This is a genomic window from Pectobacterium actinidiae (assembly GCF_000803315.1).
GTDB classification, from domain to species: Bacteria; Pseudomonadota; Gammaproteobacteria; order Enterobacterales; family Enterobacteriaceae; genus Pectobacterium; species Pectobacterium actinidiae.
On the sequence record NZ_JRMH01000001.1, the window covers coordinates 328963 to 342919 of the forward strand.

Consider the following 13957-nt stretch of genomic DNA (forward strand, 5'->3'; position numbering starts at 1 on the left):
TTAATTGTGGCAGGTGAGCATGGAACAACTGGAACAACTGGAACAACTCAGCCCGATACAGACCGATATTTGGCTGGATATTCGTGTCGGCAGTGAACAGAATTACGGTATTGGTGCCCACTGGAAAGTGGCGGATAAGCTCAGTCTGTCAGAGCTTAAACGTGTCCTTACATCGTTAGAGATGGCGTTGGCTCCGCAGGTCAGTGCTTTGAATGCAGCGTTGGGCGTGACGCTGAAGCAGAGTATCCATTTTAGTCAGCAGCACTGTATGGCGGCGCAATCGGCGGACATTGCCCAACGGTGGATTCGCGATCCCTGGGATTTCAGTCAGCAGTTGGTTCGCGTACTGCTGCTGGAACTGGACAACGGTGAACAGCATCTGGTGGTGGGAAGCCATCATCTGGTATTTGATGGTGCGGCAATTGTCCTTTTTTCCCGAGCACTGTGTGGTGAAGTACCCGATGTGGCGGCAGGGCAACAGCCCTTTGTGTTACTGACCGATAGCCTGCGTCAGCGTTTTGACTGTCAGGATACGCTGGCATTTTGGCAGCAGCATGCGGCTTTATTAACGCAAACGGGTGAAGACAGCGGTCAGCGTCATCCACAGGAAGCGACCACGTTAATTGATGTGCCGATCCCATGCGAGGGGGTGGACGCCGTTTGCCGTGCCGCACGTATTACCCAGCCGTTCTACTTTAAGTCGCTGTTCGCCTGGGTTGCGGGGCAGTTATACGGCTATGATGAGGGCATTGCGCTTCAAGAGATCGTCAATCACCGCAGCGCTACATCGGCACAATTATTCGGTAACTTTTCCAGTCTGGTACCTTTTGTGCTGCCATTTGGCTCGGCTCAGCACTTTAGTGACCTGCTGCAACAAGGTCGTGAATTTCAGCGTCAGCGCAAGGGGTTTGAAGCGCTGACTCAACTTACCTCTCGTCATCAAGGGCTAACCAGCAACGGTCTGCGATTTATTTATAACTTCCATGACTATTCGCGGGCGTTATTGCAAAGCAGTCGCCTGGAGTTAGTGAATAGTTGGACCAGTGAAGATGGCGGTGCCTTACAGTTTTATCTTTATTATCGTAGTGACGGTGCTCTGCATGCCAAATGTTCCCACCCACAAGGGGTTGTCGCTGCACAACAATTTATTGACTGTCTGATTCAGGTTCACCAGCAGCTGCTAGCGGGAACGACGGCGCTGGATAGGTTGGTGTTGGTCAGCGAGGCCGATCGCGCGCAGTTATTGCGCTGGAATTCGACCGAAAAGGCCTTTGATGATCGGCAAACGTTACACGTACTGTTCGAGCAGCAGGCGCTACGTACACCTCAGGCGATTGCTGTACAGGATGATGATAACCAGTTGAGTTATCAGCAGCTTGACTCGCAGTCCAGTCAATTGGCGCATTACTTGCGTTTACAAGGTGTTGGGCCAGACTGCCGGGTGGGGATGTTTCTTGAGCGCTCCTGCAACATGCTGATTGGCATTCTTGGCATACTGAAAGCTGGGGGAGCCTGGCTGCCTTTGGATAGCGAATATCCTGATGCCCGATTGGCTTATATGCTGACAGATGCGCAATCTGAGGTGGTGCTAACGACGAAGGCGCTGGCTCCGCGCTTGCGTTTGTTGCTGGCTGAACAATCCGCTCATGTGGTTGTGCTTGATGACAGCGATACCTTGGCTCAGATAAAGCAGCAGTCAACGGCTGCGCTGTCGATGGAAACGCTGGGGCTCACCTCACGCCATCTAGCCTATGTAATTTATACCTCTGGATCGACAGGGAATCCGAAAGGCGTGATGCTGGAGCATCGCGGTGTGGTGAACCGCCTTGCGTGGATGCAGTCGGCCTTTAAGCTGACCGCTGACGATACCCTGCTACAGAAAACGCCGTTTGGCTTTGATGTTTCGGTATGGGAACTCTTGTGGGCGGTGTTAGTGGGGGCGAGGTTGGTGTTTGCTCGCCCTGGTGGACATAGAGATCCAGGATATCTGCATCAAGTAATGGCGCAGCATCGTGTCACGCTGGTGCACTTCGTTCCTTCTATGTTACGGCTGTTTATTGACAGTAAGGCGACGAATTCCCTGCCCGATCTGAAAACCATCGTTTGTAGCGGTGAAGCCCTACCAGTAGAAACCTGGCAAGAGACCTTGAGCTACCTGCCACAGGTCGCACTATGGAATCTTTATGGACCGACGGAAGCGTCGATTGACGTGACCTGGTGGTGTGGTGAAGCTGGCCGACGTTACCGTACCATTCCTATTGGCAAACCGATTGATAACACGACGTGTTATGTGGTCAATCGTCGTCTACAACTGTTGCCGCCTGGGCTGGCGGGCGAACTTTGTCTTGGCGGCGTGGGTATTGCCCGTGGTTACCTAAATCGACCTGACCTGAGTGCTGAACGTTTCCTGTCTGATCCATTTTGTGATCAGCAAGACGGCGTGTTGTACCGCACTGGTGATTTAGTGCGCTACCAGCCGGATGGCAATATTGAGTACCTTGGGCGTATTGATGACCAAGTAAAAATTCGGGGTCTGCGCATTGAACTGGGGGAAATTGAACAACAGATGCTATCACTGCCGTTCGTTAGCGCGGCGGTGGTGGTGGCGCGTAAAGATGCGCACGGTGAACAGCATCTGCTGGGTTACTATAGCCTCAATTCAGGCGTGGCAGCGCCAACCCATCAAGATGCAGAGATGCGCGCGGTGTTGCATAAGCAATTACCCGATTATATGGTGCCAGCGCTGCTGATTGCGCTGGACGTTATGCCGCTGTCCGCTAATGGAAAAATCAATCGTAAGGCATTGCCGGAACCTCATTTCACGCGAGATACCCAGAGTTATATCGCACCGCAAGGTCGCGATGAGTGCGCGTTGGCAACCATTTGGGCTACGTTGCTGCCAGTAGAGGAAGCGGTAATCGGAGCCAGCGATAGCTTTTTTGCTCTGGGTGGTCATTCGTTGTTAGCCGTGCGCTTATTGGCTGAGATTCGTGAGCATATGCAAGTGGAGTTGACGATCCGTGACCTGTTTGAGTCGCCTCACTTGTCGCAGCAGGCTGCGCTGATTGCCAGTAAACGAGGGGGGGAACTGCTTCCGCCAGTGCTGCCGCAGCCGCGTGATCTTCTGGGTACCGATATAGGCTTCCCACTCTCTTTTTCCCAACAACGTCTGTGGTTGCTCGATCAACTGATCGCTGACGGTAGTCTCTACAATATTTCTGCGCTGCTACGCATCGAAGGGGATTTTCAACCGACGCTGGCTGAACAGGCTTTCCGCTTATTGATCGATCGCCATGAGCCACTGAGAACGGTGTTCGGTGTAGAGAATGACGATGCGCGGCAGGTGATTCGCACGGTATTTAGCTTCCAGTTAGATCAGGTTGATCTCAGCCTGCTTCCAACAAGCCAGCAACAGCAATCTATTCAGGAAGCTGCCGTACGTGATGCACGTCAACCATTTGATTTATCTAAAGACGTGCTGCTACGCGCGGCCTTTCTGCGCACCAGTGCAGATGATGGCGCTCTGTTGGTCACCGTCCATCACATTGCGGCAGATGGGTGGTCGATGGCTGTGCTTATTGAGGAATTCCGTACGTTGTATCAGGCGTTATTGGTCGGGGACGTTCCGTCGCTACCAGCACTGCCTGTTCACTATACCGATTACGCCCACTGGCAGCGTGAATGGGTGCAGCGGCCTGCTTATCAGGCTCAGCTTGCATGGTGGCGACAGCAACTGATGGATTTGCCGTTAGTACATAGTCTGCCGCTTAGTCACCAGCGACCTTTACAGCAGAGCAGCAGCGGTGAACGTTATTGCTTCTCGTTGACAGCGGAAACGACTCAGGCATTACAACAGCTAGCCAATGAGGAAGGTGCTACGCTATTTATGCTGTTGCATGCCACCTTCGCACTACTGCTGTCCCGTCATGGCAGCAGCCAGGACATTGTGATTGGTGTACCGGTCGCTAACCGTTCTCATTCGGTGCTGGCGCCGCTGGTGGGCTTTTTTGTTAATAGTCTGGTACTGCGTGTCGAGTGCGATCCTGATCTTGAATTCCGCCACTTTTTACGTCAGGTGAAAGCCGTCAATATTGATGCGCAAATGCATCAGGATGTGCCGTTTGAACAGCTGGTCGAGGCGTTGAATCCTGAACGTAGTACCCGCCATACGCCGTTATTCCAAATTATGTTCAGCATGGATAACGATCTACTGCAACCGACACCCGTCGGTAATTGCCATTTTGTCCGCCTGCCGCATCCGGTCACCCCTGCTCGTTTTGAGTTGTTGCTGAACGTGGTGGAGCAGCAGGGCGAATTGAAGTGCCAGTTTGACTACAATACGGCGCTGTTTGAGGCCGACTATATTGCCCAACTCGCACAGCGCTTTGGTGAATTGATCAATAGCCTGTTACGTCATCCAGAAATGGCGCTTGGTGCGTTGCCTATGCTCAATGCCGGGCAACAGCAGTGTCTTCAGCAGTTCAATCCCGCGCCCCATCACTGGTCAGAAACGCCATTGCTACCCCAGCAAATCTTGCGTCAGGCCGCATTAACGCCACAACGTATCGCGGTGGAATGGGGCGACCGGCAATTGAGTTATCTGCAACTGTGTCAGCAGGCGAGCCAGTTGGCACATTTCCTGCGGGAGCAAGGCATTGGTTCAGGTTCGCTGGTTAGCCTGGCGATGCCGCGTAGCGGTGAGGTGATGATTGGGTTGCTGGCGATTGTGATGACAGGAGCGGCCTATGTACCGATTGATCCAGATTATCCGACCGAGCGGATACGCTTCATGCTGGAAGACAGCGGTGCTCGCTGGTTGCTGACTCACCGTTCGGTGGTCGATACGCTTCACGCCAGTTTACCCCTTGAGGTACAGGTATTAACGCTGGACGATCCTGCTTTACGACAGACGCTAAGCGTTTATTCGACGCAACCGCCTGTATTTGCGCAAGTCCCCGCCGATCGGCATCTGTTATATGTTATTTACACTTCTGGTTCGACGGGGCGTCCGAAAGCGGCTCAGGTGACGCATCATGGTGCGAATAACCTGCTGCACTGGTACGTTGGCGAGCTTCAGGCTGGAGAAGACGACCGGCCGCTAATTATAAGTTCTCTGTCTTTTGACCTTACGCAGAAAAATCTCTGGTCGCCGCTACTACAGGGCGGATGCGTGGTGTTCTCTACGGTTGCGCAGTATGACGCAGAGAAAATTGTGCAGGAAATCGCTCTGCACCAGGTGACACGCATTAACTGTGCGCCAAGTGCCTTCTATCCGTTGGTGACAGAACGTGAAATGTGGACGCATCTGGTTAGTCTGCAACAGCTGTGGCTCGGTGGAGAGAGTATTGCGATGAATATCCTGCAACCGTGGTTGCAGCACAGCGGTTGTGCGCTGATTAACTCCTATGGTCCCACTGAGTGTACGGATGTGGTGTCATGGCATCGCGTTGCGCCTGAAGAGGATAATCCCCCTATTGGGCGACCAATTAGTAATACCCAACTTTATGTCCTCAACAGCCACCTTTCATTTTGTCCCGTGGGTACGCCCGGTGAACTTTGGATTGGCGGCGCAGGGGTAGGGTTAGGCTATTTGGGACGGTCGGAACTCACTGCCGAGAAATTTATTGCCGACCCGTTCAGTGATGATCCACAGGCGCGGCTCTATCGTACAGGGGATCTGGCTCAATGGCAGGCTGATGGTAGCGTTGCTTATTTGGGGCGGCTGGACGATCAGGTTAAAATTCGAGGGTTCCGCATTGAGCTGGGAGAAATCACTCAACATTTGCTGCAACATGAGCATGTTTCCGCCGCCACGGTCATCGCCAGAGAAGGGAAAACGCCTTCATTGGCAGCCTTTGTCGTTGCGAGCGATCCGGTACTGACGCCAGCATTGTTGCGTCAGCATCTTCTGATATCGCTGCCCGGTTGGATGGTGCCTGCGCAGATTCTGTTACTACCAGCCTTGCCGCTGACGCCGAATGGTAAAATTGACAAAAAAGCGCTGCTGGCGCTGCCAATGCCTGAAACAACGTCAGACATCATGACCACTGCCCGTACGCCTGTTGAAGCGGGTGTTGCGGCGATCTTTGCCGAGGTTCTTGGTGTCAGTCAGGTCGGTGTTGATGACAACTTCTTCGAGTTGGGTGGACATTCACTGTCTGCAACTCAGGTTTTGGCGCGCCTGCGCCATCGTTTTGCGCCGGATCTGGCATTACATACGCTGTTTGAAAACCCTACGGTGGCGACATTGGCCGCTGCACTCGGTGAGCGTTTACCTCTTCCGTCTGCACTGACCATTCAGCCTCAGCCGGAAAATGCCCCGCGGGTGCTCTCCTTCGCGCAACAGAAAATCTGGTTTATGCAGCAACTGATGCCGGACAGCAGCGCTTACAACCTATTCAGTGCGTTGCAAATGGAAGGGGAATTGAATATTGCTGCATTGCAGCAGGCATTTAACCAATTGCGCGCACGTCATGCGGTGTTACGCACCCGCTTCGCGGACGAGGACGGTTCGCCAACGCTGATGCCCATCGCAGCGCAGCCTGTTGAGCATCACGATTTGCGTATGCTCACGGCTGCCGAGCGACAGTCACGAATTGAGGGTCTGGTAGATGCCGCCGCGAATCGACCTTTCCGTCTGGCAGAAGATGCGTTGCTGCGTGTGAGTCTGCTGCACTGCGAGGAGCGGCGATACGTGCTGTTGCTGACGCTACATCACATTATCGCTGATGGCTGGTCGGTCGGTGTGATGATTGATGAACTGGTGCAATATTACCGTCAGGCGCTGTCCGAACGTACCGTGGCGTTACCAGAACTGGCGATTAATTACAGCGATTATGCCGCCTGGCAGCGTGAGCAACTCAGTGGCGAACGAATGCAGCAACTTGAGCAATATTGGTTGAAGCAACTGAGCGGCGACCTACCCCTATTGCAACTGCCTGCCGATTTTCCTGAGGACGAAAGTGTGGGATCGCAAGGCGACAGCCTGACCCTGTCGTTGGATAGCAGCACATTGCGCCGTTTGCATCAGTGCTGTCAGCAACATAATGCCAGCCTGTTTATGCTGTTGCTAAGTGCTTTTGGACTGTTGCTGAGTCGCGTTACGACACAACAGGATCTGGTCATTGGTGCCCCCGTTGCGGGACGCACATTGCCGGAAACAGAACCGCTGCTGGGCTGCTTTATTAATCCGTTGCCCCTGCGCTTGAAAGTGGCGGGTGAGGCAACGTTCAGCTCGCTGCTGACGCAGGTACGGCAGGTTTGCCTGGATGCCTGGGCTCACCAGGAAATGCCCTTTGAGCGATTGACCGAGCTTCTGCGTCCAGAGCGACGACTGAATCAAAATCCGATCTTCGACGTGATGCTCAATATGCTCAATGCGCCGCAGGGAGATAAGCAGCTTGATGGCATCACGGTACGTGAACTGAAGTTGACGCAGCCGCAGGCGAAATTTGCGCTGACCCTCTATGCGCAAGAGCGTGAAGGGGAGTTGATGCTGGAGTGGGTCTGGCCGCAAGCGCGCTACGGTCGTGGACAGATACACGCGTTGGCGGAGCAGTTCATTACACTGCTGGAACAGATTGCGGATAATGTTGATCAACCGTTGCAACGCTACTCGTTGCTGACTGCGAGTGCGCGACAATTTTTACCTAACCCTCAGGAAACGCTGCCATCTGCTGCGATCACCACCGTTCCGGCGCTATTTGCCGACAGTGCCCGACGGTTTGCGACGTTGACCGCGATTGAGCAGGGGGAACGGTTGTGGCGTTATCAGGAGTTGGCGGAAACCGCCGCTTACTATGCCGCACAGTTGCGCACAACGGGCATGCAACCCGGTGAGGTGATTGCCATCCACGGAGCGCGCAGTTTTGGCCTGATTGCGGCGATGTTGGCAGTCATGCAGGCGGGCGGCGTGATGCTGTTATTGGATAAAAATCTGTCGCTGCCTCGTCGTGAGGCAATACTCCATGAGGCGAAGCCGCAGCAACTGCTGTGTGTGGTTTCCCCTGATGCCGCCATTACTGATATTTGCGACGATCGGCGCTGGCGACAGGTGACGCTGATCAATGCGTTGGCTACCCAGCATGCTGAGGTTATTTCTCCAACCGTTGACCCATTGGCGGCGTGTTATCTGTTTTTTACCTCCGGTACTACCGGTACGCCGAAGGGGATTATCGGTCAGCAACAGGCGCTGGCTCATTTCTTACAATGGCAACGAGACACCTTTGCCATCGGGCCAAACGATCGCTGTGCACAACTGACCGCACTCAGTTTCGACGTGGTACTGCGCGATATTCTGACACCGCTTATCAGTGGCGCAACGCTCTGTTTGCCGCCTGTTGAGGAAGACCTTTCTGCGGGAACGCTGTTCCCTTGGTTCCGACGTCAGCGCATTACCAGCTTTCACACCGTGCCGACTATCGTGAAATCCTGGCTGCTGACGATTGACCAGATTGCTGCGCTGCCGGATCTCCGACGGCTGTTTTTCGCCGGTGAGTTACTTCCGGCTAACCTGGTGCGCCAATGGCAAACTCTGGTCAGCGCGGAGGGGGAGATCATCAACCTATATGGTCCGACGGAAACGACGCTGGCGAAGAGTTTCTATCGTGTGCCTGCGGTTGGCCGCTTGCCACAGGCGTTACCGGTGGGACAGGCGATAAGCGCCAGCCAGATTTTGGTGCTTGACGCACAGCGCCAACAGTGTGGTATCGGTGAACCGGGCGAGATCGTTATCCGTACTCGCTTTCCGTCGTTGGGCTATTTACACGGTGGGCGACAGGCTCCTGCCTTTATCCACAATCCGTTTTCCGAGCAACCGGATGATATTTGCTATTTTACTGGGGATGTAGGACATGTGCGCCATGATGGCGTGGTTTGCCTCATGGGGCGCCGCGACGATCAGGTGAAAATCCGCGGTATGCGGGTAGAGCCCGGTGAGATTGGCGCGGTACTGTTAAGTCATCCTGCGATTCAGGATGTTGCCATTACGGTTTTTAGTGATGCGCAGGATGAGAAACGTATTGCCGCTTATTATGTTGCCGCACAACCTGTGCCGGAAATAGAGACATTACGCCAACATTTACAGGCTCGTTTACCAAGCTATATGTTACCAGCGGCTTGGGTTGCGATTGATCGCCTGCCAATGACGCCGAACGGTAAATTGGATCGCCGTCAATTGCCTGACCCTCGAGCGGCGATAGCGTCGGGAAGAAGCCAGGGTTACGTTGCACCGTCGAGTGAACTTGAACGGCAGTTAGCTACGGTGTGGGCTAGCGTATTGAAGATCGACGCTCCTGGCGTGAAAGACAACTTTTTTGATATTGGCGGCCACTCTCTATTGTTATTACAGGTAAAAAATCAGTTAGAGGCCGTATTGCAGCGTGATATTCCAGTAGTCGCGCTGTTTCAGTATCCCACTATTACTGCGTTGGCGGCCTGGCTTGGCGAACAGGTTCCGCAACAAGATCTGATGGCGGAGGCCGATGCGCGTATCAGTAAACGTCGCGAGGCATTGCAGCGCCGCCGACGTCGCTAACAGGAGAAAGAATGTCACCGTGGTTTCACACATTACTGCCGCGTCCCGCGGCAGCCTTGCGATTAATCTGCCTGCCATTTGCCGGGGGGAGCGCCAGCCATTACCAACCCTTTGCCAACGGATTACCCCCGTGGGTTGAACTTTGCGCTGCTCAACTACCGGGACGTAGTACGCGCCTGCGCGAAGCGCCTTGCCTGCGGGTAGCTGAAGTTGTTGAGGCGTTGCGGCAGCACATTCCGCTTGATAAACCGTGGTTATTGTTCGGTCACAGCCTGGGATGCCGTTTGGGTATGTCATTAATGCAGGCATTACAGGAAAATGGGCAGCGTTTGCCTCTCCATTTTATTGCTTCAGGCTGTCGACCGCTGCATCTGATTCGTGACATATCGCCGATGTCATCGCTTTCAGACGCTGCATTTATCCAGCGTCTGCAAGGGTACGGGGGGACGCCGCCGGAATTGCTGGCTCATCAGGAACTGATGGCGTTGGTTTTGCCTATGCTACGGGCTGATTTCCGCTTGGTAGAGGATTACCACTTATCCTCTGTCACACCATTACCACTACCCGTGACGATAATGGGGGGACGCCAGGATCAGAATGTTCCCGTGATGGAGCTGCCACAGTGGCAGACGTTGTTTACCGATCCTGCGACGGTACGGCTATTTGACGGTGGGCACTTTTTTATTCAGCAGCAGAGACAAGCGGTGCTCGAGTCGCTTACGCAAATTTTGCAGCGCTATCATGTTGACGAGAGTATTGAAGATACTTCCTGTGTTCGCTCACCAAGTCTACTCACGCGAAAATAACACGCTGGCCGCATCGTCGTCCTGCGTCAGGAACCGAACTTACCGGCATGGAACGACGTTCACTCGTTCATGGTGTTTTCACTCATTAACTTATGTGGTTAGCGTTCGCTGGGGAAGAGCAAATGCCTGCTGCCGGACTCGTATAAACACCGGAGGCGTTGAATTGCGCGCTTGTCGTGCTGGCGACAAAAGCAAAAAACCAGCCGTTAGGCTGGTTTCTTTAAATAAGTGGTGCCGGACTCGGAATCATACTCACGATTAACTTGCTGTTAATTATCTATTTTGTTGATATTTATCGTAAACAGCGCCCCCATGAAAGCCCCCATAAAAAATCGCTTTGTTTTTGTGATGGTTATCACGAGGAATCGGTGTTTAGGTTAACTCCATTTATTTTAGAAATTTTAGTGTGGACGATATGCTGAGTTTTGATATATGAATTCTATCTTCTTTAAAAAATGTGAAAAAAGTCAGTAACAGCTAATGTTTCTGTATTGGTATCAATCTTGCTTCAGTGGTTTTTTTATGGAATCTGGCGGCCTTAAGCAGACAGAGATGCTATGCTTAACATAGTTCAGCTTAATATGTAACTTTTGGTCATTTATAATTGATTCGACAGTGAAAATTGGTCCGATTTCCTTTGTGGTAAGCTACGCTCTTGGGACGCTTTTAGTACACTAATTAGAATTCGGATAGGCCTAAAGATTTAGTGGAGAACGAGACGAAAATGCCTAAAGGCACCGCAACAATAGTTAGTGTTAACCCGCGCGAAGCTAAACTAAAAAGAAAATTGCGGGAGCACTTACAATCCTTAGGATTTACCAAATCGGATGCAGGGGAGCTACAGGCTCCAGGAAATACTAAAGATGTGATTCGCTCCCTCCATAGTGCTCAACGAGCAGACAGGCTTTCTGCAAATCAGGATTTCATTTCGCTTAAGTCAGTAAAGCTGATGAAATTTTTTGCATCTGGTAAAGAGATTGATCCAGAAAATATATCTCCTGTTCTTGAGCGAGTCTCATCTGGAACCTGGCAAGGCGATCTTTTTAGGCTGGCGGCGCTATCATGGTCAGTGCCGGTATCAAATGGATTTGGGCGGCGTCTCCGTTACCTTGTTTGGGATGAAAATAATGGAAAGTTGATGGGGTTAATTGCTATTGGTGACCCCGTGTTCAACCTTGCCGTCCGGGATAAATTGGTTGGCTGGGATTCGCATGACAGAAGTTCCCGACTTGTCAATGTGATGGATGCTTACGTACTTGGTGCCCTCCCTCCTTACAATTTTCTTCTTGGGGGAAAACTAATCGCCTGCCTGCTTCGTAGCCGCGATCTCTATGATGACTTTGCAAGGGTGTATGGCAATACCGTTGGTGTTATTTCTCAAAAAAAGAAAAAGGCGCGTCTCCTGGCTATCACGACTACATCGTCAATGGGGCGTTCGTCCGTGTATAACCGATTGAAGCTTGGTGGAATTCAGTATTTAAAATCAATTGGTTACACTGGAGGCTGGGGGCATTTCCATATCCCTGACAGTTTGTTCATTGAATTACGTGACTACCTGCGCGATATGGATCATACCTACGCAGATCATTATGCGTTCGGAAACGGTCCCAACTGGCGTTTGCGTACAACTAAAGCAGCTCTAAGTGCGCTAGGTTTTAGAGATAACTTGATGAAACACGGGGTTCAACGCGAGGTGTTCATTAGCCAGTTAGCTGAAAATGCCACCAGCATTCTGCAAACTGGCAAGGGTAAGCCGGATCTTACTTCATTGCTTTCAGCAAAAGAGATTGCCGAACGTGCTATAGAGCGATGGATGGTTCCCCGATCGATACGCAACTCTGAATATCGCGATTGGGAATCAAGCAATCTTTTTGATTTACTTAGTATTAATACGTTAAACTTGGACCAGATCTTGGAGAGAACAAAGACAGTTGGCTAACCTTGGCTTAGGGGGTTGATTGGACTACGCCATTAATAAAATAACTGGGATATTAGTATTGGCCATCCGAGCATCGAAATATGGTCAATATACGTGTCCGGTTTGTAAAAAAGGCGTCATCCTCCGACGGGGGAAGGTAAGAGTCCCTTATTTTGCTCATTTGCCTGGATATGGCACGCTTGAATGTGAGAATTTTATTCTAGGTCATTCTTCGTTGCCAGTAAAAGAAAAGCTCAACGTTACTGTAAAGCGGCGTATGGAGTTACGCTTGTTGATCTCAACCGGAAGAGAGAACCAGAGATGGTCATTAGAACTGGCATTACCCACATGTAATTTATGCCGAGCTAGGATCTCTCTGGATGTGGGGGGGAGAAGCCAAACGCTTGATATGATGAGTATGGTAAAGCGTCGCCAGATTGGTGCTGAGCTTTCAGTGCGGCCTTATCGTATTATTTCCTTTTCTGGTGAGCCAGACCCTGAGTTTGTTGCTCAAGTGGAAATGGAGTGTCAGGGGCTGCCTTCAGTAGGGGCCGCTGTGTTCACCGCTTTAGGTCGTGGTACATCTGGAGGATTTCCGCTGGCGCAGGAATTAAGATACACCGATACCTTCGCCTTTCTTTGGCAGCAGCCTGCACAACCTGATTTCCCTGATGAACTGGAAGTCGAAAGACTGGTTAGCAGGCAGGGATGGAATTTGGCCCTTGTAACAATTCCTGAAATTCTTTCTCAGGAGAATATTGCGTGGCTCAAATGTTTCACATCCCTCCCTGTCGTTCCTGCCAGATCTTCTGTTACTGCGATTTGGCCATTCTTAACTCAAAACACAAGTGTTAATCAGATCGAATGTTTTCATTCGAATACAGTATTGTTGTCTGCGAACAGGGTTTTAACGACATCGCGAGAGGATGGGCCGACTATGCACGCACAAGGTGCCTCCTCAATTCTCTCTGCGGTTGGAGTAGAAAAATCACCTGCATTCTTTACTCTTAATCCTGGTGACAGTGAGTTAGTGGGAGTGTCTTGCGCTAGCGACCTGGATGTAAAAATATTTCTTGCCTTCTCTTCCCATGTTGAATGTTTTAATAAATATCCATCAGTGGATTTGGTTTTTACCAAACAAAAAGGAGAACAAGAGATTGTTTCGTTACATCAGCGTAGATGTGCTGTTGTCACAACTGAAGCCAGACTGTTGGGATATAAATTAGAATACCTGTCAATGCCGCCTGGGGTGGAAGGGATAGCAAAAATAGAGGGGCTCACCGAAAATAATAACATTAAGCTTTTTTCGGGTAATAGTGTTGCCCCCCATGACAAAAATATGTGCTTACTACACGCGGATGCTTTATCCAAATTGGCTCTTTATCTGGCAGATACAGAATGTTATCTGGAAATAGAATTTGGTGGGCTGGGGAGATTATCTCTCTCTGGCTTTTCCCGGTTAGCCTCAACCGTCGGGACAAATAAAAAATTATCTCCAGTCCTGCGTTATCGACTATTCAGTTTCATACTTCAGATGCGTCTTGTAACCCCCGATTTTACTGTAAATAGTGATGATTCTTCATTAATTGAGGCATTGGCCAACTTACAGCCAGAACCGCACCTGTTACCCCATTACCGCGCATTGGTAAAGGAAGTTATTACCAGTGGGTTTGAATTTAACCGCTTGAGATAAGGTGC

The 13957-nt window shown here is 51.4% G+C and carries 4 protein-coding genes; all 4 read left to right on the forward strand.

The window, feature by feature from the left end; translation table 11 throughout:
• Nucleotides 1-19: 19 nt before the first annotated feature.
• The 4 genes from KKH3_RS01420 to KKH3_RS01435 all read left to right on the forward strand — a co-directional run bounded on the left by KKH3_RS01420 (nt 20) and on the right by KKH3_RS01435 (nt 13952).
• Nucleotides 20-9535 (forward strand): non-ribosomal peptide synthetase, encoded by a 9516-nt coding sequence (locus tag KKH3_RS01420; RefSeq protein WP_039355159.1) that lies wholly within the window; start codon nt 20-22, stop codon nt 9533-9535.
• A gap of 11 nt (nt 9536-9546) precedes the next feature.
• Nucleotides 9547-10341: a thioesterase II family protein gene (locus tag KKH3_RS01425; RefSeq protein ID WP_052201274.1), complete on the forward strand. Its 795-nt coding sequence runs from the start codon at nt 9547-9549 to the stop codon at nt 10339-10341.
• Between the two features lie 724 nt (nt 10342-11065).
• Nucleotides 11066-12280: a Druantia anti-phage system protein DruA gene (druA, locus tag KKH3_RS01430; protein WP_039355163.1), complete on the forward strand. Its 1215-nt coding sequence runs from the start codon at nt 11066-11068 to the stop codon at nt 12278-12280.
• Nucleotides 12281-12299: 19 nt separating this feature from the next.
• Nucleotides 12300-13952: a competence protein CoiA family protein gene (locus KKH3_RS01435; RefSeq protein ID WP_039355166.1), complete on the forward strand. Its 1653-nt coding sequence runs from the start codon at nt 12300-12302 to the stop codon at nt 13950-13952.
• Nucleotides 13953-13957 lie beyond the last annotated feature (5 nt).